The following is a 23,538-nucleotide window of genomic DNA, read 5'->3' on the forward strand; positions in this document are numbered from 1 at the left end:
CTGCACAATTAACGTGTGACTATCTTAGTGAAGATTTTTATGTAGAGTCAAGTAATGAAAGGATTGATGTAATTACTCATGGCAACCAAGATGTTCAGTTAGGTTGCTTCAGATATTCAAAAATTTCCGAACCACACAAATGGGTGACTGATATATCTGTAAATAAGAACTTAATAAATAATACGGTATGGATCCAAGTTGAATCAAGTGTGGTTAGTCAGGAGGCTGCATATTTAGCACCTCAACCTAAAAAACCTTTGATAGTAATTAGGTTGATAGATAAATTTTCTGGTGGTTTGGATGATGCCTTCAAAACATCAATAGAACCTGATTACCTTTCGAATTCTGAAGAGCATTTAAAGTTGGCGGCAAAAGTTATCAATGGAGAAACTGAAAACAGGCTGCCAATAATCTATGTCAGTTCGAAATATTTTTACAATGAACATCCTCATAACATTATTCCTGAGCGATTAGCAAGAAAGGTGTGTGGCATAGCTCATGTTCTAATTGAACCACGTGAGAAAATGTTTTCAATAAAACTAAAAAATGAGACAAATTCTAAAAATGCTTACGCAGGTGCAGTCGGAATTTACTGGCCGCGAGGACAAAATATCTCCTTTTACCGTCGGGGTGAGAAAACAGCGAAGGAGTTTGAAGATGAATTATTTGATTATGTCGTAAAAGCTACATCTACAATGGCTCCCGTCTCTGAGGGGGGATGGAGTGAAATACAAAAAAGAAGAACTAAGGATTCTATTAATACTCTTAAGATTAGAGGTGAATACACAAGTGAATTGATGGGTTTGTATGAGGCCGATAATGTTGCAAAAGATGAAACAATAGAAGAACTCAAAAGTAATATATTATCTTTAGAATATCGTGTTCGAATGCTTCAATCACAAGCTTCAGCTCAAGGAAGTATAGTAATGAATGCAGGGGAAGAAACTGACTTTTTCAATGGTGAGATCAAAGATGTAATAATAGAAGCTCTGAAGGTTGCTATTGTGAATACGAAAGAGGGCAGTCGAAGTAATCATATATTATCTTCTTTAATTTCCAACAACCCTCAAACCATGGAAGCAAATTCGCGTCAAACTCATTTGAAAAGAGCACTTAATGGCTACAGGAGTATGGATAAGGCAACGTCAAGGCAGCTTAAGGAACTTGGGTTTGAGTTGTCTGAGGAAGGTAAACATTGGAAGATAGTATATAATGGTGATTCCAGATACTCTTACATTCTTCCTAAAACAGGGAGCGACTATAGAGGATCTTTGAATGCTATTTCTGATATAAGTAATATTATTTTCTAACAAAATCTAGCCCCTTTATAAGGGGCTGGATTAAGTCTATTTTAAATCGGTAATACACATTGTTTAATGTAAGTATTACAGTTCAAAGTTTATGTTCAGGTAAGGAATTCCGATGGGGCTGAGTCATTTTTTAATGACGTGGAAAGCGGGGGATTTTGCTGATGCGAAGAATCATAAGGTGAAAAACAGGAATATTACAGGTGGAGTAGATGGTGGAAACACCCGACTGACAAGGGGAGTTGATAACGCTGAGTTTTTCCCCCTTGCCTGAAGAGGAGTCTCCCCGGTCTTCCCCCGGGGGTAATGGAAGGTAATTTGTTGTTAAATAAAGTAAATTATGAAATCCCCCATTTCCCCCGTATTCTCTGCTTCATTATGAATAATCTTAGAGAAAGGAACCGTAGAGGACCGTAGAAAGACCGCAGCAGTGGGGTAAGGAAGAGACACATCAGAGGGTGTTGAGGTGTGTAAAAGTAACGAACATCTGCGAAAATGGCGAGAAATCCAGCAAACAAATAACGTGTTGCAACGACCAGAAATCTACCGTAGCTAAGAAAGGAAAAAGCCCCGCTTTGCAGCGAGGCCTTATGAATAGTGGTGCCCGGACTCGGAATCGAACCAAGGACACGGGGATTTTCAATCCCCTGCTCTACCGACTGAGCTATCCGGGCAACGGAGCGCATTAAACCGCAATCGCGCGCGATCGTCAACATTATTTCGGGAAAAGCTGTTCAACTGCTTAAGTTTGCGGCAATCTGTCCGTTTGTGCCCTGGAATTGCACAAATCTTCCAGACAGTTCAGGCAAGATGTGACAATGCTGACGGTAAGAGGAGGGCAGTATGGCAAACGACTGGCTTGAGCTGCGTCAGCATGCAGAAACAGGTATTGAGACAATTAAGGCGCATTTCGAAGGACATGCCTTTGATCCCCACTGGCATGATAGCTATCTGGTCGGAATAACCCTTTCCGGAACCCAGCAGTTCCACTGTCGCCGTGAACGCCACCGTAGCCAGCCGGGCGATGCTTTTTTACTTGAGCCCGGGGAGATCCATGACGGTGATGCGCCGATAGAGGGGGGCTTTACTTATCTGACCTTTTATCTGGATGAACACTGGCTCACCCGTACGCTTCAAGGGCTGTACGACTCTACTCCCGGGAGCTACACCCTCCACTTTGCCCAAACGCTGACGCGAGAGCCTCAGTTGGTGCGCGCTATCGGTGATACATTTGCCTCTTTGCATAACGATGAAATGAAGATCGTCCAACAGAGCACAATGGATAACCTGCTCTCTCAGATCACTGCCCACTGCCACTGGCGTAAGAAACTCCCGTTGCAGTTACAAAGCTCCGCCGTGGCGCATCGTGCCCGCGACTATCTCTATGCGCATATCGGCGAGAACGTGGGGCTGTCAGACCTTGCCCGTGAGACGGGTACGGACCGCTTTACGCTCACCCGCTGTTTTAAGAGCGAATTTCACCTGGCACCGCACGCCTGGCTTATCCAGCTGCGCCTGGCAAAGGCCCGACAGATGCTGGCGTGTGGGGAACTGCCTGTTGATGTTGCGGCGGCAGTGGGTTTTGCCGATCAAAGCCATCTTGGTCGCTGGTTCCAGCGGGCATACCGTATTTCTCCGGCACACTACCGTCGGTTGTGCACAAACCTTCCAGACGTTTCCAGAAAATAACGGCACATTCGTGGCTCTAATAAAAAAGGAGTCACCTGTGAATTTATTACCCTTCCTGCTGTTTGCATTTGTCGCCTCGATTACACCGGGGCCAACCAATATTCTGGTACTGGCTAACAGTCAGCACTTTGGCGTAAAAAATACGGTTCCTGCGATCCTGGGCGGGTGTATTGCCGCCAGCGCTATTGTTCTGGTTTCAGGCGCAGGGGCAGGAGAAGTGTTACGTCAATATCCGCTGATACGTCAGTTAATGAGCTGGGCGGGCGTGCTGTGGCTTTCCTGGATGAGCTGGCAGCTGTTTAGCGCCCCGGCCGCGAATCTCTCCTCCAGACTCCATGTCCGCTTTACCGCGCGGGCGGCGGCGTTATTACAGGTTGTAAACCCAAAAACGTGGATGATGGCGCTGGCAGTTGCCAGCCTGTTTGCTCCGGCAAGCGACCATGCATTTCGGGATATTGCGCTGATGGCGCTATGGTTTCTGGCGATCTCCGTGGTCTGTTTGTTGTGCTGGGCGTGGCTGGGGAAGGCGGTGAACCGGATTTTCCGCACCACCGTGGCGATGGTGCGATTTCAGCGCGCGATGGCGCTGTGTTTGTTTATTTCCGCCTGGACGGGAATGCTGGCTTAGGTCAGAGCACCACCCATACGACACTGCGCGAACCGCAAAATATCTTCCGCCAGACGGTGCGCCGTATCCACATCCGCCTGGCTACGGTTCACCAACATGCGGCTCAGGCAACCTTCCAGCACCAGCTCCATCTGCTTCGCGACCATTGCCGGATCATCCACTTCAAGTGTGGTCAGCAGCTCGTGTGTGAACTCGTGCGCGGCACGTTTTTGCTGATCTGCCAGTTGATGGATGGGGTGTCCGGGATCCGGATAGTAGGTGCAGGCGGCGATAAACAGACAGCCTGGGTAACGGTTGTTGGTTACACACTCCGTCAGTGCGGTATAGCGCGCCAGCAGCTTTTGCTCGGTGGTCAGCTCTTCATTCAGCATCAGCTGCCTGCGCCAGATATCCACCTGCTGGCTGAGATAGCGCAGGGCATCGTACAGCAGCGCCTCTTTATCCGGCCAGAAGCGCTTAAGTTCATCCAGAGGGTAATCGATACGGTCGGCGACCATCTCAAGCGTGGTGCTGGCGATCCCTTGAATCTCAAGCAATTGCAGGGCTTGTCCCAGTACGTCTTCGCGTTGCACGGTTATCTCCTCCGCTATTCCCAACGGTTTGTCCCGTCTAAAGTGTTGTTTACGGTTGGCGATTGCGCAAATGCGCGTTGAATGTCGTCGCGTCCATAAACCCGGTTACACGCTGCGTCGGCTGTTCTTCCCCCTGTTCATTGAAGAACAGGATGGTAGGCAGCCCGAGCACATTAAGTTGCTTCAGTAGAGCCTTATCCTGCGCGCTGTTGGCGGTAACGTTCGCCTGGAGCAGAACGGTATCGCTCAGCGCATGTTGTACCAGCGGATCGCTGAAGGTGTATTTTTCAAACTCTTTGCAGGCCACGCACCAGTCGGCGTAGAGATCGAGCATGACCGGTTTGCCTTTCGCCTGCGCCAGGGCGCGGTTAAGGTCATCCACATTCTTAATCTGTATAAAATTCAGATGAGCCTGCGTTTGACCTGCCGGGGTGCCAAACGCCCAGTCCTGTAGCGGACGGACGCTCACCAGCGCGGCCGCCAGCAGAAGGATCTGTAGCAGGCGCATCCACGGTTTCTTCGCCCCCAGACTCACGATAAACGCCCAGCTGAAGAAGGCCACGCCGAGCATCGCCCAAAGACGCGTACCCCACACATCACCGATGATGCGCTCCAGCAGAAATACCGGCAGCGCCAGAATGACAAAACCAAACGCGGTTTTCACCGTCTCCATCCACGGGCCGCTCTTCGGCAGCAGACGATTGCCAAACACCGTCACCAGGATCAGCGGCAGGCCCATGCCGAGCGCGTAGAGGTACAGCGTGCCGCCGCCGAGCCACAGGTTGCCGCTCTGGGCAATGTATAACAGGATGGCGCTCAGCGGCGCGGTGGTGCAGGGGGAGCAAATCAGCCCGGCGATGGCACCCATGGCGAACACGCCGCCCGCAGAGCCACCCTGCTGACGGTTGCTCATCAGCGTCAGACGCGTTTGCAGGGAAGAAGGCAGTTGCAGGGTGAACAGGCCAAACATCGACAGCGCCAGCAGAATAAACACCGCTGACAGACCGATAAGCACATAAGGGTGCTGAAGGGCGGCCTGGAACTGCAACCCGGCAGCGGCGACCACGAGGCCGAGCGCCGTGTAGGTTAACGCCATGCCCTGCACATAGATAAAGGCCAGCACCAGCGCGCGGGCAGTGGAAAGGCGTTGTTTACCGCCCAGCACGATGCCAGAGATAAGCGGGTACATGGGCAGCACGCAGGGCGTAAAGGCGATGCCGATACCAATCAATAACGCCCAAAGCGCTGAGAACGGAAGGTCTGAAGCGGCTACGCCTTCACCCCTCACCCTGGCCATTTCCCCTGAGGGGAGAGGGGAGGCAGCCGCTTTCACCTCGCTAAGCGGAACGACCTTTGTTTCAGGTGGGTAGCAGAATCCCGCATCGGCGCAGCCCTGATAGGTGACCGTTAATGTGGCGCCTTTATCCGCCTGATTCACCGTGACGGGCACGCTTAAGCGCTGGCGATAAATTTCACTCTTACCGTAGAACTCGTCCTCGTGCCACTCGCCAGCGGGCATCTGCAATGCGCCGACATTCGCCTTTGCCGGCGTGATGCTGACCTGCTTGCGATAGAGGTAGTAACCCTCTTTCACCTGCCAGGTGAGACTGAGATCGTGCTGGTTTTGCTGAAAGTCGAAAACGAACGCCTGGTCGGCAGGAATAAAGTTCGAACGGCCGGGTGCGTCAAACAACCCGGCAAAAACTGACGTGCTGCACAGCAGCAGGATCAGCGTAATGAAGCGTTGAGCCATGAGAGATAATCGTTATCGCCGTGGACCACTGGCAGAACCAGCAACTCCGGGGTTTGGTATGGATGATGAGACTTGAGGCAGTCGAGGAGCGCCTGCTGGTTTGTCAGGTTGGTTTTGAGCAACATCTGGACTTCGTACTCTTGCTCCAGCTTACCTTCCCAGTAATAAAGGGAGGTGGCACCGGGAAGAAGTGTGACACAGGCAGCCAGTTTTTCGGCCAGCACTTTGGCGGCCAGATCCTGGGCAGAAGCTTCATCAGGGGCGGTGCACAGTACAACAACAGCATCAGGCGTGTTCACAAGTCGACCTCCTCATCACGAAAGTCTTCACTATATCACGCAAGGCGGTTGGTCATTAATGAAACGGGCCGCAGAGCGGCCCGTTTTTAACTATTTTTACAACGGCTAATCGTTTACAGCACAATGCCGCCGATGATAAAGCCGAGGATCACGCAGAGCGTAATCGCCACCACGCCCGGGATCAGGAACGCGTGGTTAAACACGTATTTACCAATACGGGTTGAGCCGGTGTCATCCATCTCAACCGCGGCCAGCAGGGTTGGGTAGGTGGGCAGAACGAACAGGGCGGAAACCGCTGCAAAAGAGGCAATCGCCGTCAGCGGCGTTACGCCCAGCATCAGTGCCGCAGGCATCAGCGCTTTGGTGGTCGCAGCCTGGGAGTACAGCAGCGTCGCGGCAAAGAACAGCACTACTGCCAGCAGCCACGGATAGTTGTGCAGCAGGTCGCCTGCAACGGTCTGGATATCGCTGATGTGCGCTTTCACAAAGGTATCGCCGAGCCACGCCACGCCCAGCACGCACACGCAGGCGCTCATACCGGATTTGAAGGTGCTGGCGTTCAGCACTTCGCTGGTGTCGATTTTACAGGTGATGCTGATCAGCGTCGCGATGGTCAGCATAAACACCACAATGGCTTCGTTACGCGGCAGAACCGGGTTCTGGATCAGACCTACCGTATCGCTGATGGCGGTGGCGTAGAACATCACGGCGACGATACCAATCAGGAACAGCAGCACGGAGCGTTTTGCATGCGGCTTCAGCTCGAAGACCTGGCTACCGCGCAGGCTCACTTCACCTTTTGCCAGACGCTCCTGGTAAACCGGATCGTCTTTCAGCTCGGCACCGAGGAAGTTACACAGTACGGCAGTGATCATTACCGCAATCAGCGTGACCGGAATACAGATTGCCAGCAGCGTCAGGTAACTTACGCCCATCGGCTCAAGGATACCCGCGAAGAAGACCACCGCCGCGGAAATGGGCGAGGCGGTAATCGCAATCTGGGAGGCGACCACGGCAATAGAAAGAGGGCGAGACGGGCGAATACCCTGCTCTTTCGCCACTTCGGTGATTACCGGCAGCGTGGAGAAAGCGGTGTGGCCGGTACCGGCGAGAATGGTCATAAACCAGGTCACCAGTGGGGCAAGGAAGGTGATGTATTTCGGATGGCGACGCAGCATTCGCTCCGCCAGGCTCACCAGGTAGTCCATACCGCCTGCGACCTGCATAGCCGCGATAGCAGCAATAACCGCCATGATGATTTCGATAACGTCAAAAGGGATTGCGCCGGGTTTAATCTGAAAGATCAGGGTAAGTACAAGCACTCCGAGACCGCCAGCAAAACCGATGCCGATACCCCCGAGTCGTGCGCCCAAATAAATCGCCAACAGGACGATGACGAGTTCTGCTCCAAACATAAAGACCTGCCTTGCTCATTAACAAGTTGATATTGAATTGTTGTGTTTTGGTAACGCCCATAAAGAAAAAAGGCACGTCACAAGTGACGTGCCTTTCGGAAGCTTAGCCTGAACGGTTACTGTTCGCTTTCATCGGTATATCGTTTCGCTTTATATGCCGGGTGCATCAGGTTCTGGGCGGAGAAGATATCGTCCAGTTCGGCTTCGGTCAACAATCCTCGCTCGAGAACCACCTCACGCACGCTCTTACCGGTTTCGGCACAAATCTTCCCGACGATATCGCCGTTGTGGTGGCCGATGAACGGGTTGAGGTAGGTGACGATGCCGATGGAGTTATAGACGTAGCCTTCACACACTTCTTTATTCGCGGTGATGCCGTTGATGCATTTTTCCAGCAGGTTGTAGCAGGCGTTGGTCAGAATATGGATAGATTCAAACATTGCCTGGCCAATCACCGGCTCCATCACGTTCAGCTGGAGCTGACCGGCTTCGGATGCCATGGTGACGGTCGTATCGTTACCAATAACCTTGAAGCACACCTGGTTCACCACCTCTGGCACCACCGGGTTCACTTTAGCTGGCATGATGGATGAACCCGCCTGCAACTCTGGCAGGTTGATTTCATTCAGACCAGCGCGCGGACCGGAGGAGAGCAGGCGCAGGTCGTTACAGATTTTGGACAGTTTCACCGCCAGACGTTTCAGGGCGCTGTGTACCATCACATAGGCGCCGCAGTCTGAGGTGGCTTCAATCAGGTCTTCCGCAGGCACAACCGGCAGGTTGGACACTTCAGCCAGCTTCTGTACTGCCAGCTGCTGATAGCCATCTGGCGTGTTCAGGCGTGTACCGATGGCGGTTGCGCCCAGGTTAACTTCCAGCAACAGTTCGGAGGTGCGCAGCAGGTTTTTCGTCTCTTCATTCAGCAGCACGTTAAACGCGTGGAATTCCTGTCCGAGGGTCATTGGCACCGCGTCCTGCAACTGGGTACGGCCCATTTTCAGGATGTCCTGGAACTCTACGGCTTTACGCTGGAAGCCATCGCCCAGCTGATTAATCGCGTCGACCAGTTTAACGACAGAGGCATACACCGCGATGCGGAAGCCGGTTGGGTAGGCGTCGTTGGTGGACTGACATTTGTTAACGTGGTCGTTCGGGTTCAGGTACTGGTATTCACCTTTCTGATGACCCATCAGCTCCAGGCCGATGTTTGCCAGCACTTCGTTGGTGTTCATGTTGACGGAGGTGCCCGCGCCGCCCTGATAGACGTCAACCGGGAACTGATCCATGCATTTACCGTTGTTCAGCACCTCATCGCACGCGGCGATAATCGCATTTGCAGCGCTTTTAGGAATGGTTTGCAGCTCTTTGTTCGCCAGAGCCGCGGCTTTTTTTACCATCACCATGCCACGCACAAATTCAGGGATGTCGCTGATTTTGCTGTTGCTGATGTAGAAGTTTTCAATCGCTCTCAGAGTGTGAACACCATAGTAGGCATCCGCTGGAACTTCCCTGGTACCCAACAAATCTTCTTCGATACGAATGTTGTTTAACATGTGAACCTTCTTTTCAAGCTGCCGATGGATTGTACTAAACACACAGTATATATGTGGTTTTGAATATTTTATGACCGACGATTATTCCCTCAATCGGCCAGATGTTCGAGATCATATGCTGATGATAGCGAATTGCCGTAAGCTGGATCACTTATTATCGACCCGATTTCATGATAATTATTAATCTGTGAAATATGTCACCGCTTTAATATTTCCAGAAAAAATATCCGTGCAAACCGATTGAATTTTGGCTAACCGTCACCATTTCTTATCTACGCGCTTCGCGAACACATTCAGTCAGGGGCCTGAAGGCACCTGCCACACAGGAGATGCCAGTGCGCTGGATACCATTTATTGCTTTCTTTCTTTATGTTTACATTGAGATTTCGATTTTCATTCAGGTTGCCCATGTGCTGGGCGTCCTGCTGACGCTGATTCTGGTGATCTTCACCTCCGTCATCGGCATGTCGCTGGTGCGCAATCAGGGTTTCAAAAATTTCCTGTTAATGCAGCAGAAGATGGCCGCAGGCGAAAGCCCGGCAGCCGAGATGATCAAAAGCGTGTCGCTGATTATTGCTGGCCTGCTGCTGATCCTGCCGGGTTTCTTCACCGACTTCCTCGGCCTGCTGTTGCTGTTGCCGCCGGTGCAGAAGCATCTGACCATGAAGCTGCTGCCGCACCTGCGTTTCAGCCGTATGCCAGGCGGTGGTTTCAGCACCGGCCCGGGGGATACCTTTGAAGGGGAATATCAGCGTAAGGATGAGCAGCGCGACCGGTTAGATCATAAAGACGATCGGTGAGTTTGTGGCCCGGTGGCGCTCGCTCACCGGGCCTGCGGATCTTGCCGCTTCGGTAAAAACACCCACAGCCCCGCCAGCATGACGATGGCGTACACACTCTTCCATCCTACCATCGCCAGCAGCATCAGGCACAGGACACACCCGACAGCCGCCAGCGCCTTAAAGCGTCCTTTCAGTAGCCGACAGCCCGCCAGCATGCACAGCAGGTAGATCATGATGAAAATACCGTTGGCGTAGACAATCAGCGCGTCAAGGTTGATGTCGAGGAGATAAATGGCCAGAGAACTCACCACGCAGCAGCCCAGTACGCTATTCAGCGCATTCACCGGAAGCTGACGCTTTGACAGGCGTGAGAGGGGGCTATCCGGTTTATAAAGTGCCTGAGACCACACCAGCCGGGCGAAGCTCTGAATATAGATGTTGAGGCTGGCAAAGCAGGCGAGATAGCCAATCACGCAGGCTACCCACAGGGCCTTAACGCCAAACAGCTGCACCACGATGCCCGGCAGCGACGCGGCGGCAGCTTTCTCTTCACCGAACGCGTTGAAGTGCAGCACCAGTACGGTACAGGCCCAGTACACGGTACCCGCCAGCAGCAGGCCAATCATCAGGGCGCGGGGAAAATCACGCTCGGGCTGTTTAAACTCGGATGCCAGATGAGCGAACGCCTCCAGACCGACGAAACACCAGAACATGACGGATAGTGCAGCGAAAAGCTGTGCGTGGTCGATGTCGTTAATCGCGGGGAAAGGAATATCCGCCACGGTAATGTCACCCGCAAACCAGATGGCGACGATCAGCGCGACAATTAACACGGCGACCAGCGTTTGCAGATTGGCGCTGGAACTGGCCCCGCGCGAGCCTACCCACCAGACAATCGCCAGCGTACCGAGTTCAGCCAGCAGCAGCTGTTCATCGTGCCAGCCAAACAGCGCCTGTCCGAAGCCGGTTGCGATATGCAGGGCTGCCGGAAGGCCAACGGGTATTACCGACAAAAATAGCCAGCCGGTGACGCGCTCCATTCGCGGCCCAAACGCCATGCCGACAAAATGCGCTACGCCGCCTGCGCTCGGGAAGTGCCGCCCGAGTATGGCAAAGACAATCGCCACCGGAAACACCAGCACGATCAGCACCGGCCATGCCCAAAGACTGTTATTGCCGGCAACCAACGCCGCCAGCGCGGGAACCGCAAATACCCCCGTGCCTAATAAAGACGTTGAGAGTAAGCCAATGCCCTGCGCCAGCCCCAACTCCTGCCTGAGTCCACTCATTTACCTCGTCCCGCGACCATCAAAAGAGAGTGGATGGTAACACTTTCGCAAATTTTTTTTCGATTACCCCTTGAAGGGGTAAAAAGCTATCCCCATCTCTCAGGGCACTAGCCGGAAAACCGCATGCGGACCGGCGTCATCCATAACTGATAATGACTTTCTCAAAGGAGAGCTATCAATGAGTATTCGTCCGTTACATGATCGTGTGATCGTCAAACGTAAAGAAGTTGAAACCAAGTCTGCTGGCGGCATCGTTCTGACCGGTTCAGCAGCAGCAAAATCAACGCGTGGCGAAATCATCGCTGTCGGTAAGGGCCGCATCCTGGAAAACGGAACTGTGCAGCCACTGGACGTTAAAGTTGGTGACATCGTCATTTTCAACGATGGCTACGGCGTGAAATCCGAGAAGATCGACAATGAAGAAGTGTTGATCATGTCCGAGAGCGACATTCTGGCAATTGTTGAAGCGTAATTAACGCACGAAACTGTACGAATTTGAGGAAATAAGAACATGGCAGCTAAAGACGTAAAATTCGGTAACGACGCTCGTGTAAAAATGCTCCGCGGCGTAAACGTACTGGCAGACGCAGTGAAAGTCACTCTGGGCCCGAAAGGCCGTAACGTAGTGCTGGACAAATCCTTCGGCGCGCCAACCATCACCAAAGATGGTGTTTCTGTTGCACGTGAAATCGAGCTGGAAGACAAGTTCGAAAACATGGGCGCACAGATGGTGAAAGAAGTTGCCTCTAAAGCGAACGACGCTGCCGGTGACGGCACCACCACCGCGACCGTACTGGCGCAGGCGATCATCACCGAAGGCCTGAAAGCCGTTGCTGCGGGCATGAACCCAATGGATCTGAAACGTGGTATCGACAAAGCTGTCGCCTCTGCTGTTGAAGAACTGAAAGCGCTGTCCGTACCGTGCTCTGACTCTAAAGCCATTGCTCAGGTTGGTACTATCTCCGCTAACTCCGACGAAACCGTAGGTAAACTGATCGCTGAAGCGATGGATAAAGTCGGTAAAGAAGGCGTGATCACCGTTGAAGACGGTACTGGTCTGGAAGACGAACTGGACGTGGTTGAAGGTATGCAGTTCGACCGCGGTTACCTGTCTCCATACTTCATCAACAAGCCAGAAACTGGCGCTGTTGAGCTGGAAAGCCCGTTCATCCTGCTGGCTGACAAGAAAATCTCCAACATCCGCGAAATGCTGCCAGTGCTGGAAGCCGTTGCGAAAGCAGGCAAGCCGCTGGTAATCATTGCTGAAGACGTTGAAGGCGAAGCGCTGGCGACTCTGGTGGTTAACACCATGCGTGGCATCGTGAAAGTGGCAGCGGTTAAAGCACCTGGCTTCGGCGATCGTCGTAAAGCGATGCTTCAGGATATCGCTACCCTGACTGGCGGTACCGTGATCTCCGAAGAGATCGGTATGGAGCTGGAAAAAGCGACCCTGGAAGACCTGGGCCAGGCGAAACGCGTTGTGATCAACAAAGACACCACCACCATCATCGACGGTGTGGGTGAAGAAGCTGCTATTCAGGGCCGTGTTGGTCAGATCCGTAAGCAGATCGAAGAAGCAACTTCCGATTACGACCGTGAAAAACTCCAGGAGCGCGTAGCGAAACTGGCAGGCGGCGTAGCGGTAATCAAAGTCGGTGCGGCTACCGAAGTTGAAATGAAAGAGAAGAAAGCACGCGTTGACGACGCCCTGCACGCGACCCGTGCTGCGGTAGAAGAAGGCGTGGTTGCTGGTGGTGGTGTCGCGCTGGTGCGTGTAGCCGCTAAACTGGCTGGCCTGACTGCTCAGAACGAAGACCAGAACGTGGGTATCAAAGTTGCGCTGCGCGCGATGGAAGCTCCTCTGCGTCAGATCGTGTCCAACGCCGGTGAAGAGCCGTCTGTGGTTGCGAACAACGTGAAAGCGGGTGAAGGTAACTACGGTTACAACGCGGCAACTGAAGAATACGGCAACATGATCGACTTCGGTATCCTGGATCCAACTAAAGTGACCCGTTCTGCACTGCAATACGCGGCATCTGTAGCTGGTCTGATGATCACGACCGAGTGCATGGTGACCGACCTGCCTAAAGGCGACGCGCCTGACTTAGGTGCTGCTGGTGGTATGGGCGGCATGGGTGGCATGGGCGGCATGATGTAGTGCGACGAGAGTCGTGTAGGTAGCTAGCCGAGCGGACTACTTCCGTAGTGAACGTATGCGACTGTATACGTTCACTATTTTCCCGCTGAATTAGCATAAATGTGATAAATGTCCGATGTTCCGGACTTTAAATTCATCCGGAACATTGGCCCTTCGCAAAGCGAAGGCTAATCTCTGGATGCGACTTTAAAGTCAGTATCCGTTCTAATCTGTTTAAATATTTTATCTTTTTAAATTGTTTGATTTTCAAACAAATACTTAAACTGCTTAAAACTATTTAACGTCAAGAAAGGTGCACGCCGAAGCAAGCCGCTATCGATGGGTTTGTGATGCAGCGGGGCTAACATCGCCTTTATCTAAATTATGCGCACTAGCACCTACCGGTGTGAAGCTGTGCTGATGATTGTCTGACTGTATATATGTTTGGTGCAGAGACAGACCTGTTATGCAACTAACAGTAGCCTAGGAGCAGCGCGTCACCAGTAATGGTGGGGTGTGAGAGCGCTCTGACAACGTACTCCCTGTTATTCGGGTGTTGTTTCACCGTGAGGTGAACAATGGATTTCGCTAGTAGTAGGTGAATGAGAGGCAAGGCTGGATCATAGGGTTAACGTTAAGTGAACTGCCATAAGCACCGTCAGCCGCAAGCAGCAAAAGCTACTGATATGCTGCGACCAAAAGGTACAAGGTCGGCTATTCCTTTTACATCTGGGAATACGTTGCCATTAGATCTTCGGTGTATAGGCAGAACCTAAGTGATTCGTGTCATTAGTATGGAACTCGGTAAGCCCGTATTTTTGCCCTCGTGGCAGGTGAGTCGTAAGACGAACTGTTGAAAATGCGGGTAAAGGAGGTTGGAGAAAGCGAATGTCATTCTGTAATGGAATGGATAGGGGGTTAAAGGTTCCTCCACCGGAAACGGGGCAGACTTCCGACTGGTCTTTAATTGTGTGCAGTAATGTAAAGCAATCTAACGTGACAGAAAGAGATTTAGGGCGGTAGTCAGCGCCTCTAATCTTACCCCTGCGGGAGCCGATGACACTCCCGCAGGGGGCTGTCTATCTGTTACCGCTCCGGGCTTTCTTAACAAAGCACAGTGGAGGGTAGCAAGATGAGTACGTTAGTTAGCGTATCTGCGTCCTCCGGCAAGGCGGAGAACTGGCACCGTATCAATTGGGGTCAGGTTCACCGCCATGTCAGAGGGCTACAGATACGAATCGCAAAGGCAACGGAGCAGAGGCGCTGGCACAGGGTAAAAGCCCTGCAAAGGATGCTGACGCACTCGTTTGCAGCCAAAGCACTGGCTGTCAGGCGGGTTACCGAAAATCGAGGCAAAAAGACAGCCGGAGTGGATCGCCAGTTGTGGAACACTCCCGGAAGTAAATGGCAGGCGATAGGCCAGCTAAAACGGACAGGTTATAAACCGTCTCCGTTAAGGCGAGTTTACATACCCAAGAGCAATGGCAAATGCCGCCCTCTTGGCATACCGACGATGAAAGACAGAGCGATGCAGGCGTTATACCTGCTGGCACTTGACCCCATCTCGGAAACTACGGCCGATCGCAACAGTTATGGCTTCCGTCCGGCGCGTTCAGCGGCAGATGCGATTGAGCAATGTTTTGTTAATCTCAGTCGTAAAAGCTCCGCGGAATGGGTACTGGAAGGCGATATAAAAGGGTGTTTTGACAATATCAGCCACGACTGGTTACTTGCCAACATTCCGTTGGATAAACAGGTACTCGGTAAATGGCTAAAAGCGGGATTCATGGAATCTGGTCGGTTATACCCAACGGAAGCTGGTACACCACAGGGGGGCATTATTTCCCCCGTACTGGCGAATATGGCATTGGATGGACTGGAAGCAGTGTTAGAAGCCCATTTTGGGAAGAAAAACACCAAAGCCAGTTATAAAACCAAGGTCAATTATGTGCGTTATGCAGATGATTTTATCATCACGGGTATCTCGCAAGAGTTACTTGAGAATGAAATCAAACCTCTTGTTGAAGCCTTTATGGCGGAACGGGGGCTGCAATTATCACCTGAAAAGACGGTGATAACGCATATTTCCGAAGGGTTCGACTTTCTGGGGCAGAACGTGCGCAAGTACCACGGAAAAATGCTGATAAAGCCTGCTGCCAAGGGATTGCGTAACCATCTTCAGAAAGTCCGGCAAATAGTGAAACGTAATGCGGCTTCAAAACAAGGTGATTTGATAAGGCAACTCAACCCAGTACTACGGGGCTGGGCGAATTATCACTGTCATGTTGTTGCCAAAGAAACGTTTAGCTATATCGACTATCGCGTCTGGAAGTTGCTCTGGCGCTGGTCATGCCGTCGTCACGGTAATCGCAACAAGTACTGGGTGAAACAGAAGTATTTTCACTCAGTCGGTAGCGAAAACTGGGTATTCCAGAGTATCGATGCGGATAACGGCCTGCAAAGGTTAGTGTCCTGCAAAGATATCCCGATTAAACGTCACATTAAAATCAGGTCCGAAGCTAATCCATACGATCCGGTTGACGAGATGTATTTTGAACAGCGGCAAGTTAAGCGCTGGAAAGAAAGTAGGTTACAGCACGGAAAACTGCGGTTGATATGGGAGCGACAAGGCCATCGATGTCCGATCTGTCACCAGATATTCAGAGATAATGATGATTGGGATGTCCATCACATTATCAGACGGGTAGATGGTGGCGGTGATGAAATCGATAATTTAATGATGCTGCATCCAAACTGTCATCGATTGGTACACGCTTAAATTCACTCGACAGTCATTAGGACCACAACTAACATGGGGTTTTATACCTTGATAGGAGTGGAACGTGAGCATTGTTAAACGTCACATGGAAAATGAGCAGGATAAATTCAATGTCGCTACCGATATCGCTATCTCAGCAGGTGTTCTAGAACGCTGCGAAAGATGTGATGCTACGGTATATCAAGGTTCTGAAGACATTGAAGAAGCTTATAAGCTTGGTAACACTAAATTCAGCAAAGGAGAATTTGGCAACCTTTTCTCTTCCCGAAGAGAAATGACGGATGCTATCAAAGCTGCTGTTGAATCAGGTGACCATGCAGAAGATTGCTGCCATTACTGTAGCGATAAAATGCGAGATGATGATTGAGTATAACGTTGTCGGCCCAAACAGTAGTGCGGGCTTATAAAGGCTTGAGCCGTATGCGGGGAAACTTGCATGTACGGTTCTTAGGGGGCGGGGGCACAGTAATGTGCTCCTGCTACCCGACATCATGTTGTTCTGAACCTCTCAGAACGAACCCCGGGCAGCAATGCCCGGGGTTTTTTATTGTCTTCTACTCAAACGTGCCTTTCACGCACACAACGCCTCCACTCACCATCTGGCGGCCTTTCGCCCAGACCTCGCGGATCTTAAGATCATCGGTCAGCACCAGGACGTCGGCATCGCATCCGGGCGCGATCCGCCCTTTATGCTCCAGGCCGAGAAATTCTGCCACGTTACGCGTAAACGGCAGAAGCGCCTCCTCCAGCGGCAGGTGATACCGGCCGACCAGCTGCTGTAGCGTCTCAAGCAGGGATTCAAATCCCGCCACGCCAATGCCAACAAGATTACCATTTGCGTCAAAATTCGGCTGGCTGCCGTTGCCATCCGAGCTGAGCATGAGCCGGTTAAACGGCACCTGTGCTTCACGGGCCGTCGCGATAGCGGTGGCGGCATCAACAGGCTCGCTGATGCTGGTGGTGATGTCGATGTACCCCCCTTCGCGGGCATAGTCCAGTGCGGCGTGGAACAGTGCCTGGGCGCGGTTGACGTGAGTTGGCAGCAGCTTCGTACGGGGCACGTCGGCGTTATTCAGGATGTTAAGCAGCGGCTCCAGCAGTTTCGGGCTGTTGCCGAGGTGAAACACGGATATCCCCGCTTTGGCGCCCAGCAGCCCGCCGACGCGTGACTGGGCGGCCATATTCGCGAGCTGGTCATCTGCCGGAGCGGAAGAGCGATGGTCGGAAATCGCGCATTTCACGCCAATGATTTTATCAATCAGCGCCACATCCTTTTCGATACTGCCGGTAATCGTCGGAGAAGGCAGGCCATACGCGCCTGTCAGCATCCACGCGCTGATCCCTTCATGCTCAAGCGCCCGCGTTTTCGCCAGCAGCGACTCGGGATGGCGGGTCACGCCGTCGGTGCCCAGCAGGCCAACAACGGAGGTGATGCCAGCCGCCACCAGCGCAGACAATCGCACCTCTGGCGTCCGGGTGTGGGGACCGGCTTCACCGCCGCCGCCAATCAGGTGTACATGCTGATCGATAAACCCCGGACAAACCACCGCTCCGGCGAGATCGCTTTCAGGACAGTCTGGCCTCGTTGTGGCGTGGCCCGCTTTTTCGACTGCGACGATTTTTCCTCCGGCAATCAGCAGATCGCAATGCCCAAGATCCTCGGGAGCGTAAAGCTGCGCATTGCGGAAAAGGTGAGGTTCCAGCACTGAAAAATCCATTTTTATCTCCTCAGAAGAGTAGCTGCATCACCCACATTGAGAGCAGGGCGTTAATGACGCAGATAGTGATGATGTGCGGATAATACTTCGGGTTGACGCCTGCGGTGCCAAGGCAACGGCCCGTGTTTTGCACCGGATTACCCATCAGATAGATGGCGGGCAGCAGGATGGTAGCATCGTGACCGTTGAGCGTGCCGGCAGCGACCAGACTGGCGCAGACCCCCACACCGCCGCCCATGCTCATTACCGAGGCCAGAAGAACCGTTGCCGCCGCACCCGGAAGTCCCCACAGGGCCATGATGGGCTCGCATACCCTGCCGACAATATCCAGCAGGCCGGTTACCTTGAGCGCCTGAATGATGACAAACGCCATGACCACGTTCGGCAGCAGGCTGGTGGTGGCGATGGTAAAGCCGCGGCGGGCGCCATCGATAAACAGGTCCATGATATTTTTACGCGGCTGGGCGATCATTTTTCCTCCTGAACGCGGCGAACTTCCATGTGGGCGATCCACAGTCGCAGGAAGTTCGCGCCAACAAATTTGAACACCAGAATGACGGCAAGCGGCGTGATCACCGGGACGGTAATAAAGGTAAAGAGTGCGGCACCAGAAGAAAAATAGTTGGTAATAATGGCGCTACCGCTGGTCTGGAAGGTGGCGAAAATGGCGCGTTCATGGTCAGTAATCGCCCCTTCGTCAGTCAACTCTTTGGTCATCCCTGCGGCTGCATCGGTATTTTGCAGGTTGGCGATAAGCGCCAGAGAGCAGATGCCCGGCACGCCGAGCAGCGGGCGCAGAATGGGCGTCATGAGCTGTTGTGCGGCGCGCAGCCCGCCCAGCCCCTCGGTAACGGCAATGATCCCGAGCGATAAAATGACCGAGGGCGCCAGTTCAAGGGCAAATAAAAAACCGTCTTTCGCTCCCGTGCCGCCCTCGCCGCGAAACGTCAGCGCGCCGTTCACCGGTCCAAAGCTGCCGTTCAGGACGGTAAAATCCAGCACGCGCCACCATTCGGTACTTTTGGCGAAAAAACCTGAGAAAAATACGATGGTGAGCACGAACGCCAGATAGCCCACCCAGGTTACTTTTTCCTCTCCTGAGGATGATGCACTCATGAAACCCCCTTTTTTGAGTAGCGTACAAAAGTTGTACGTCGCATCACTAAAAACGATCGGGGGCTAAAACACGATATCCCAAAGGTTATTATCAGAATTCATTTAAGATGTCGGAGGAGTGCCAGCGGAATCTGGCTCGCAGAAATGCTCAGCATTTTTCTTTTGGTCATCTTTTTAGTATAAGGTTTACACGCGGACAACTACTGTCCAGCTTATTGAAAACGAGGAATAACATGCGCATAAAAGTCTGTGCAGGGATTGTAGGTGCAGCATTGCTGCTGGCGGGTTGTAGCACCAGCAATGAGCTGACGGCAGCGGGCCAGAGCGTTCGCTTTGTGGAAGATAAGCCGGGCAGCGAATGCCAGCTGTTAGGCACCGCCACTGGCGAGCAAAGCAACTGGATGTCGGGGCAGCACGGCGAAGAGGGCGGCTCTATGCGCGGTGCGGCCAATGCCCTGCGTAATCAGGCTGCGGCAATGGGCGGCAATGTGATTTACGGGGTGAGCAGCCCGACGCAGGGGATGCTGTCCAGCTTTGTGCCAACCGCCAGCCAGATGAACGGCCAGGTCTATAAGTGCCCGAACTGATATAACTTTTTGATGGCGCTGCCGCTTTATCTCCAGGGCAGGTAAGCGTAGCGCCACCTGCCTTTTTACTGTTGCCGCAGCTGCAAATCCAGCGGCGTCTTACTCGGCTCTCCGCCAATCTCACGTGCCAGCTTCGGCACCATATAACCCGAAACCAGCGTTAACAGCTCGCGCATAATCTTCCGGGCCTCTTCATCTGTCACCATGAAGTGCGCCGCGCCCTGGACGCGATCCAGAACATGCAGGTAATAGGGCATTACGCCCGCATCAAATAAGGCATTGCTGAGATCGGCCAGCACGCGGGCGCTGTCGTTCACGCCGCGCAGTAATACGCTCTGGTTGAGCAGCGTCACGCCTGCCTTTCGCATACGCGCCATCGCCGCACGAAAGTGCGCGTCAATTTCATTTGCGTGGTTGATATGGTTCACCAGCAGCACCTGCAAACGGGACTGCTCCAGGCGCGTGACCAGGGCGTCGGTGATACGCGCCGGGATGACGATCGGTAAACGGCTGTGAATGCGCAGACGCTTAATGTGCGGGATGGTCTCAAGCTGAGTCAACAGCCAGTCCAGCTCATGATCTTTTGCCATCAGCGGGTCGCCGCCGGAAAAGATGATTTCATCCAGCTCCGGGTGCGCCGCGATGTAGTCCAGTGCCACCTGCCAGTTGCGTTTATTGCCCTGATTTTCGGCGTACGGGAAGTGGCGACGGAAGCAATAGCGGCAATTTACCGCGCAACCGCCCTTAACCAGCAGCAGGGCGCGATTACGGTATTTATGCAGCAAACCCGGTACGACACTGTTTTGCTCTTCCAGCGGATCGGTGCTGTATCCGGGGGCGGTAATAAACTCATCCTGAGAGGTAAGGGTTTGTTTTAATAATGGATCATCAGGGTTACCCTTTTCCATTCGGGCAACAAACGCGCGGGGAACGCGCAGGGCGAAAAGGCGCTTCGCCTCACGACCTGCACGCAACGCTTCGTGCTGTTCGAGGTCTAAAAGACGCAGCAATTCATCAGGACTGGTGATTACATCGGCAAGTTGCGATAACCAATCTTCTCTGGACGGGGTGTTTAGGGTTACAATATGCGCCATTTTGTGGCTTAGCTACCAGTTAACAAATTTAGAGGGCCTTATGGCAACGTACTATAGCAACGATTTTCGTGCTGGTCTTAAAATCATGATGGACGGCGAACCGTACGCGGTTGAAGCCAGCGAATTCGTTAAACCAGGTAAAGGCCAGGCATTCGCACGCGTTAAGCTGCGCCGCCTGCTGACCGGTACCCGTGTTGAGAAAACCTTCAAATCTACTGACTCCGCTGAAGGCGCTGATGTTGTCGATATGAACCTGACTTACCTGTACAACGACGGTGAGTTCTGGCACTTCATGAACAACGAAACCTTCGAGCAGCTGTCTGCGGACGCGAAAGCGATTGGCGACAACGCCAAGTGGCTGCTGGATCAGGCTGAGTGCATCGTTACTCTGTGGAACGGTCAGCCTATCGCGGTTACGCCTCCGAACTTCGTTGAGCTGGAAATCGTTGAAACCGATCCAGGTCTGAAAGGTGATACCGCAGGTACTGGCGGCAAGCCTGCCACCCTGTCTACCGGCGCGGTGGTTAAAGTGCCACTGTTCGTACAGATCGGTGAAGTGATCAAAGTGGATACCCGCTCCGGCGAATACGTATCCCGCGTGAAGTAATTTACGTCATGATTAAAGGCGCAGCGCCCGCTGCGCCTGATTTTGCAGGCAGGGAAGATGAAACGTACCGTTAAAATTCTGCTTCTGTTAGCGTTCTCCAGCGCAATTCTCTCCGGTTGCAACACCGCGCGTGGCGTGGGCGAAGATATTCAGGATCTCGGCCATATCATTTCCCATGCGGCCAGCTAATTCCGTCTAATTTTCCTAAAAATTCTTCCTTTTCCGTCAAACGACAAGATCTTGTCTATTCTTAAGTTGCTATACACAAAATAACTTTGGCTATAAAAGGAAGATATTATGGTTAAGAAAACAATTGCAGCGATCTTTTCTGTTCTGGTGCTTTCTTCGGTACTGACTGCATGTAACACCACCCGTGGCGTAGGGGAAGATATCTCCGACGGTGGTAACGCGATTTCTGGCGCAGCAACTAAAGCTCAGAACTAATGAAAGCGACGGTACGGCAGCTAACTTCACCGTACCGTCAATTTTCCACTTCCTGTAGCGATAAAAACGGGGAGTAACGCGTATCCATATGCAGCTTCATGCGGATATTGCGTTTGTACGTATACACCGTTTTTCCGTTAATGCGCAGATTGCTGGCAATTTTCTGGTTGCTCGCACCATCCATCCACAGGGTCAGTACTCTCTCTTCCTGACGCGTCAGTAACGGTGCCGCCATTTCCGGAAGCTCCGCGCTTACGCATGTCGTTAGCGCGTCGTTTATCACCGCCGCCAGTTTTTCCAGATCGGTATTTTTGGAAAGTGAAGACCATATCGGGAACTGCGCCAGATAATCTGTCATCGCCTGCTCCTGCCCCGATTGCAGCATAATAAAAGGCAATGTTTCGCTGGCAATAAGCAGGGAAGATAGCTGCTGAAAATGGTGTAAATCCTGCCGGAAGCCCGATAAATCAGCGATGACCAGCGCAGGTTTCCATTGCAGGATATGCTCTCTGGCGAGGAAAAGATTATTTACCCCGGTTACGACGAAATGACCCGAAAACAGGTCTGAATGATTGAGCCAGGCTTCAAATCCCGTGCGGGTGAAGTGACAACGGTCAATCAAAAGAATTTTGAACATATAATTTTCGCAGTCGGCTAGTGGTTTGGCTTCCTGCCATCAGAAAGCCTATCATCATAGAGAAGTCGGATGAGTCATAAATGCCTGAACTCCGTGCCTTACTGAGGCTATTTCTTGCCTTAACGTGTTCAGCAGAAAAAGTTTGAAAAAAAATTCCATGCTAACCAAAATATAAGGCGCAACCTCAGCCTTGCGGGACGACCCGTAAGCGCTTCATTCATCGGGGACGGCCCCAACTTGTCGTTAAGTTAAGGAGCCTGATATGTCCTGGATCGTTCTTGTTATTGCCGGTTTGCTCGAAGTGGTATGGGCAATTGGCCTGAAATATACCCACGGTTTTACCCGCCTGACGCCCAGCGTCATCACTATCGCCGCAATGATTGTCAGTATCGTCATGCTGTCATGGGCGATGCGAACCTTGCCAGTCGGAACGGCTTACGCTGTCTGGACTGGAATTGGCGCGGTAGGAGCTGCCATTACCGGCATTCTGCTGCTGGGGGAGTCTGCGAGTCTGGCGCGTATCGCCAGCCTCGCGTTAATCGTCGCGGGTATCATCGGGTTAAAACTCAGTACGCACTAATGCAGCTGTTTTACCCAGATTAATTTCGTCACGTCAAACCCTTGCCGGGTCGCTATGTCCAGCATCTGCTGTTTCATTTCCGTCGAGATCGTTGGCGTGCGGGAGAGGAGCCACAGATAGTTGCGATCCGGCCCACACACCAGCGCATGGCGGTACTCTCTGTCCAGCGCAATGACGTTATACCCGCCGTAGAATGGGCCGATGAAAGAGACTTTCATGGCCGCGCGGTTAGACGCGCCGGTGAAATAGGCCTGACCAACTGACTGCTGCCACATCTGGCGATCCGGGTTATAACCGCGGTTAATGACCCGGATCCCGCCGTCATCCATCGCGCTGTAGCTGACCGTGACTTTTTCTAAGCCCCGTTCGAACTGATGGTCCATTCGGGCGATTTCATACCAGGTGCCGAGGAAGCGCTGTGCGTCGAAATTACTGACTACCGTGACGCCAGGCGGAGGAGTAGGGGAACTGCAAGCAACCACTAAAAACGCGGCTGTTACTGCGGCAATAACAGGCAGAATGCGCATAGGAGTTTCCTTACTGTTTTTTGTT

The 23,538-nt window shown here is 52.5% G+C and carries 25 protein-coding genes and 1 tRNA gene; 13 read left to right on the plus strand and 13 right to left on the minus strand.

What is annotated here, in order from left to right:
• Positions 1 to 1,310 (plus strand): hypothetical protein (locus INF61_RS16050; protein ID WP_193547909.1); only part of this gene is annotated, 1,310 nt, incomplete at its 5' end.
• A 595-nt stretch (positions 1,311 to 1,905) separates the two neighbouring features.
• Here the strand turns inward: INF61_RS16050 and INF61_RS16055 are convergent.
• A tRNA-Phe gene (locus INF61_RS16055) sits at positions 1,906 to 1,981 on the minus strand.
• Positions 1,982 to 2,150: 169 nt separating this feature from the next.
• Between INF61_RS16055 and INF61_RS16060 the strand changes: the two genes are divergently transcribed.
• On the plus strand, positions 2,151 to 2,996 hold the full coding sequence (locus INF61_RS16060) for an AraC family transcriptional regulator (RefSeq protein ID WP_193547910.1): 846 nt from the start codon (positions 2,151 to 2,153) through the stop codon (positions 2,994 to 2,996).
• Positions 2,997 to 3,033: 37 nt separating this feature from the next.
• Positions 3,034 to 3,624: a LysE family translocator gene (locus INF61_RS16065; RefSeq protein ID WP_193547911.1), complete on the plus strand. Its 591-nt coding sequence runs from the start codon at positions 3,034 to 3,036 to the stop codon at positions 3,622 to 3,624.
• Here INF61_RS16065 and INF61_RS16070 read toward each other — a convergent pair.
• From INF61_RS16070 to aspA, 5 genes are all read right to left on the minus strand, one after another.
• The gene (locus INF61_RS16070; protein WP_017383972.1) at positions 3,621 to 4,196 is read right to left on the minus strand and encodes a transcriptional regulator; all 576 of its coding nucleotides are present in this window, start codon (positions 4,194 to 4,196) and stop codon (positions 3,621 to 3,623) included. The genes INF61_RS16065 and INF61_RS16070 overlap by 4 nt on opposite strands.
• 49 nt (positions 4,197 to 4,245) lie before the next feature.
• Positions 4,246 to 5,949: a protein-disulfide reductase DsbD gene (locus tag INF61_RS16075; RefSeq protein ID WP_193547912.1), complete on the minus strand. Its 1,704-nt coding sequence runs from the start codon at positions 5,947 to 5,949 to the stop codon at positions 4,246 to 4,248.
• On the minus strand, positions 5,925 to 6,248 hold the full coding sequence (gene cutA / locus INF61_RS16080; RefSeq protein ID WP_003855908.1) for a divalent cation tolerance protein CutA: 324 nt from the start codon (positions 6,246 to 6,248) through the stop codon (positions 5,925 to 5,927). The genes INF61_RS16075 and cutA overlap by 25 nt, the downstream gene beginning before the upstream one ends.
• A 113-nt stretch (positions 6,249 to 6,361) precedes the next feature.
• Positions 6,362 to 7,663, minus strand: coding sequence for an anaerobic C4-dicarboxylate transporter (locus INF61_RS16085; RefSeq protein ID WP_003855921.1), 1,302 nt, complete (start codon positions 7,661 to 7,663; stop codon positions 6,362 to 6,364).
• Positions 7,664 to 7,779: 116 nt separating this feature from the next.
• Positions 7,780 to 9,216 (minus strand): aspartate ammonia-lyase, encoded by a 1,437-nt coding sequence (aspA, locus tag INF61_RS16090; RefSeq protein ID WP_003855923.1) that lies wholly within the window; start codon positions 9,214 to 9,216, stop codon positions 7,780 to 7,782.
• Between the two features lie 335 nt (positions 9,217 to 9,551).
• Here aspA and INF61_RS16095 point away from each other — a divergent pair, with 335 nt between their 5' ends.
• Entirely contained in the window at positions 9,552 to 10,016 is a 465-nt protein-coding gene (locus INF61_RS16095) for an FxsA family protein (RefSeq protein WP_003855925.1), read from the plus strand.
• A gap of 23 nt (positions 10,017 to 10,039) precedes the next feature.
• Here INF61_RS16095 and yjeH read toward each other — a convergent pair whose 3' ends face one another.
• Positions 10,040 to 11,287, minus strand: coding sequence for an L-methionine/branched-chain amino acid transporter (gene yjeH / locus INF61_RS16100; RefSeq protein ID WP_047726489.1), 1,248 nt, complete (start codon positions 11,285 to 11,287; stop codon positions 10,040 to 10,042).
• Positions 11,288 to 11,465: 178 nt separating this feature from the next.
• Here yjeH and INF61_RS16105 point away from each other — a divergent pair, with 178 nt between their 5' ends.
• The 4 genes from INF61_RS16105 (at position 11,466) to INF61_RS16120 (ending at position 16,570) form a co-directional block, all read left to right on the plus strand.
• Complete coding sequence (locus tag INF61_RS16105) at positions 11,466 to 11,759, plus strand: co-chaperone GroES (RefSeq protein ID WP_003855929.1); 294 nt, start codon at positions 11,466 to 11,468, stop codon at positions 11,757 to 11,759.
• A 39-nt stretch (positions 11,760 to 11,798) separates the two neighbouring features.
• Positions 11,799 to 13,445: a chaperonin GroEL gene (groL, locus tag INF61_RS16110; protein WP_015572446.1), complete on the plus strand. Its 1,647-nt coding sequence runs from the start codon at positions 11,799 to 11,801 to the stop codon at positions 13,443 to 13,445.
• A gap of 1,111 nt (positions 13,446 to 14,556) precedes the next feature.
• Positions 14,557 to 16,203 (plus strand): group II intron reverse transcriptase/maturase, encoded by a 1,647-nt coding sequence (ltrA, locus tag INF61_RS16115; protein WP_193547913.1) that lies wholly within the window; start codon positions 14,557 to 14,559, stop codon positions 16,201 to 16,203.
• A 64-nt stretch (positions 16,204 to 16,267) separates the two neighbouring features.
• On the plus strand, positions 16,268 to 16,570 hold the full coding sequence (locus INF61_RS16120; protein WP_193547914.1) for a hypothetical protein: 303 nt from the start codon (positions 16,268 to 16,270) through the stop codon (positions 16,568 to 16,570).
• 187 nt (positions 16,571 to 16,757) lie between these two features.
• Here the strand turns inward: INF61_RS16120 and iadA are convergent, their stop codons facing one another.
• Genes iadA through INF61_RS16135 form a run of 3 tightly spaced genes read right to left on the minus strand, consistent with a single transcriptional unit; the run spans position 16,758 to position 19,037 of the window.
• Positions 16,758 to 17,921: a beta-aspartyl-peptidase gene (gene iadA / locus INF61_RS16125; protein ID WP_047726488.1), complete on the minus strand. Its 1,164-nt coding sequence runs from the start codon at positions 17,919 to 17,921 to the stop codon at positions 16,758 to 16,760.
• A gap of 10 nt (positions 17,922 to 17,931) precedes the next feature.
• Positions 17,932 to 18,393 carry a YjiG family protein gene (locus INF61_RS16130; RefSeq protein ID WP_015572448.1) on the minus strand — a complete coding sequence of 154 codons (462 nt, stop codon included), beginning with the start codon at positions 18,391 to 18,393 and terminating at the stop codon, positions 17,932 to 17,934.
• Positions 18,390 to 19,037, minus strand: coding sequence for a nucleoside recognition domain-containing protein (locus INF61_RS16135; protein ID WP_017694685.1), 648 nt, complete (start codon positions 19,035 to 19,037; stop codon positions 18,390 to 18,392). The genes INF61_RS16130 and INF61_RS16135 overlap by 4 nt, the downstream gene beginning before the upstream one ends.
• Positions 19,038 to 19,270: 233 nt before the next feature.
• On the opposite strand from INF61_RS16135, the gene INF61_RS16140 reads away from it, so the two are divergent.
• Entirely contained in the window at positions 19,271 to 19,624 is a 354-nt protein-coding gene (locus INF61_RS16140) for a DUF4156 domain-containing protein (protein ID WP_003855938.1), read from the plus strand.
• Between the two features lie 65 nt (positions 19,625 to 19,689).
• Here the strand turns inward: INF61_RS16140 and epmB are convergent, their stop codons facing one another.
• Complete coding sequence (gene epmB, locus INF61_RS16145; protein WP_045907410.1) at positions 19,690 to 20,718, minus strand: EF-P beta-lysylation protein EpmB; 1,029 nt, start codon at positions 20,716 to 20,718, stop codon at positions 19,690 to 19,692.
• 40 nt (positions 20,719 to 20,758) lie between these two features.
• Here epmB and efp point away from each other — a divergent pair, with 40 nt between their 5' ends.
• From efp to ecnB, 3 genes are all read left to right on the plus strand, one after another.
• On the plus strand, positions 20,759 to 21,325 hold the full coding sequence (gene efp / locus INF61_RS16150) for an elongation factor P (RefSeq protein ID WP_003855940.1): 567 nt from the start codon (positions 20,759 to 20,761) through the stop codon (positions 21,323 to 21,325).
• Between the two features lie 57 nt (positions 21,326 to 21,382).
• Entirely contained in the window at positions 21,383 to 21,514 is a 132-nt protein-coding gene (locus INF61_RS16155; RefSeq protein WP_015572451.1) for an entericidin A/B family lipoprotein, read from the plus strand.
• Positions 21,515 to 21,622: 108 nt separating this feature from the next.
• The gene (ecnB, locus tag INF61_RS16160) at positions 21,623 to 21,769 is read left to right on the plus strand and encodes a lipoprotein toxin entericidin B (RefSeq protein WP_003855942.1); all 147 of its coding nucleotides are present in this window, start codon (positions 21,623 to 21,625) and stop codon (positions 21,767 to 21,769) included.
• A 37-nt stretch (positions 21,770 to 21,806) separates the two neighbouring features.
• Here ecnB and INF61_RS16165 read toward each other — a convergent pair whose 3' ends face one another.
• Positions 21,807 to 22,406 carry a LuxR C-terminal-related transcriptional regulator gene (locus INF61_RS16165; RefSeq protein WP_047716192.1) on the minus strand — a complete coding sequence of 200 codons (600 nt, stop codon included), beginning with the start codon at positions 22,404 to 22,406 and terminating at the stop codon, positions 21,807 to 21,809.
• A 262-nt stretch (positions 22,407 to 22,668) separates the two neighbouring features.
• Between INF61_RS16165 and sugE the strand changes: the two genes are divergently transcribed.
• Positions 22,669 to 22,986, plus strand: a complete 318-nt coding sequence (gene sugE, locus INF61_RS16170) for a quaternary ammonium compound efflux SMR transporter SugE (protein ID WP_015572453.1) — start codon at positions 22,669 to 22,671, stop codon at positions 22,984 to 22,986.
• Here the strand turns inward: sugE and INF61_RS16175 are convergent.
• Complete coding sequence (locus tag INF61_RS16175; RefSeq protein ID WP_023295791.1) at positions 22,983 to 23,513, minus strand: lipocalin family protein; 531 nt, start codon at positions 23,511 to 23,513, stop codon at positions 22,983 to 22,985. The two genes, sugE and INF61_RS16175, sit on opposite strands and share 4 nt — an antisense overlap.
• Between the last annotated feature and the right edge of the window lie 25 nt (positions 23,514 to 23,538).

It is taken from the genome of Enterobacter cloacae complex sp. P18RS, assembly GCF_014982105.1.
Classification (GTDB): domain Bacteria; phylum Pseudomonadota; class Gammaproteobacteria; order Enterobacterales; family Enterobacteriaceae; genus Enterobacter; species Enterobacter hormaechei_C.

What these genes read in the sequence shown, in the direction of transcription:
- INF61_RS16060 (WP_193547910.1), top strand. Translation starts at nt 2,151, where the DNA reads ATGGCAAACGACTGGCTTGAGCTGCGTCAGCATGCAGAAACAGGTATT.
- INF61_RS16075 (WP_193547912.1), bottom strand. Translation starts at nt 5,949, where the DNA reads ATGGCTCAACGCTTCATTACGCTGATCCTGCTGCTGTGCAGCACGTCA.
- INF61_RS16085 (WP_003855921.1), bottom strand. Translation starts at nt 7,663, where the DNA reads ATGTTTGGAGCAGAACTCGTCATCGTCCTGTTGGCGATTTATTTGGGC.
- aspA (WP_003855923.1), bottom strand. Translation starts at nt 9,216, where the DNA reads ATGTTAAACAACATTCGTATCGAAGAAGATTTGTTGGGTACCAGGGAA.
- yjeH (WP_047726489.1), bottom strand. Translation starts at nt 11,287, where the DNA reads ATGAGTGGACTCAGGCAGGAGTTGGGGCTGGCGCAGGGCATTGGCTTA.
- INF61_RS16105 (WP_003855929.1), top strand. Translation starts at nt 11,466, where the DNA reads ATGAGTATTCGTCCGTTACATGATCGTGTGATCGTCAAACGTAAAGAA.
- groL (WP_015572446.1), top strand. Translation starts at nt 11,799, where the DNA reads ATGGCAGCTAAAGACGTAAAATTCGGTAACGACGCTCGTGTAAAAATG.
- ltrA (WP_193547913.1), top strand. Translation starts at nt 14,557, where the DNA reads ATGAGTACGTTAGTTAGCGTATCTGCGTCCTCCGGCAAGGCGGAGAAC.
- iadA (WP_047726488.1), bottom strand. Translation starts at nt 17,921, where the DNA reads ATGGATTTTTCAGTGCTGGAACCTCACCTTTTCCGCAATGCGCAGCTT.
- INF61_RS16130 (WP_015572448.1), bottom strand. Translation starts at nt 18,393, where the DNA reads ATGATCGCCCAGCCGCGTAAAAATATCATGGACCTGTTTATCGATGGC.
- INF61_RS16135 (WP_017694685.1), bottom strand. Translation starts at nt 19,037, where the DNA reads ATGAGTGCATCATCCTCAGGAGAGGAAAAAGTAACCTGGGTGGGCTAT.
- INF61_RS16140 (WP_003855938.1), top strand. Translation starts at nt 19,271, where the DNA reads ATGCGCATAAAAGTCTGTGCAGGGATTGTAGGTGCAGCATTGCTGCTG.
- epmB (WP_045907410.1), bottom strand. Translation starts at nt 20,718, where the DNA reads ATGGCGCATATTGTAACCCTAAACACCCCGTCCAGAGAAGATTGGTTA.
- efp (WP_003855940.1), top strand. Translation starts at nt 20,759, where the DNA reads ATGGCAACGTACTATAGCAACGATTTTCGTGCTGGTCTTAAAATCATG.
- INF61_RS16155 (WP_015572451.1), top strand. Translation starts at nt 21,383, where the DNA reads ATGAAACGTACCGTTAAAATTCTGCTTCTGTTAGCGTTCTCCAGCGCA.
- ecnB (WP_003855942.1), top strand. Translation starts at nt 21,623, where the DNA reads ATGGTTAAGAAAACAATTGCAGCGATCTTTTCTGTTCTGGTGCTTTCT.
- INF61_RS16165 (WP_047716192.1), bottom strand. Translation starts at nt 22,406, where the DNA reads ATGTTCAAAATTCTTTTGATTGACCGTTGTCACTTCACCCGCACGGGA.
- sugE (WP_015572453.1), top strand. Translation starts at nt 22,669, where the DNA reads ATGTCCTGGATCGTTCTTGTTATTGCCGGTTTGCTCGAAGTGGTATGG.
- INF61_RS16175 (WP_023295791.1), bottom strand. Translation starts at nt 23,513, where the DNA reads ATGCGCATTCTGCCTGTTATTGCCGCAGTAACAGCCGCGTTTTTAGTG.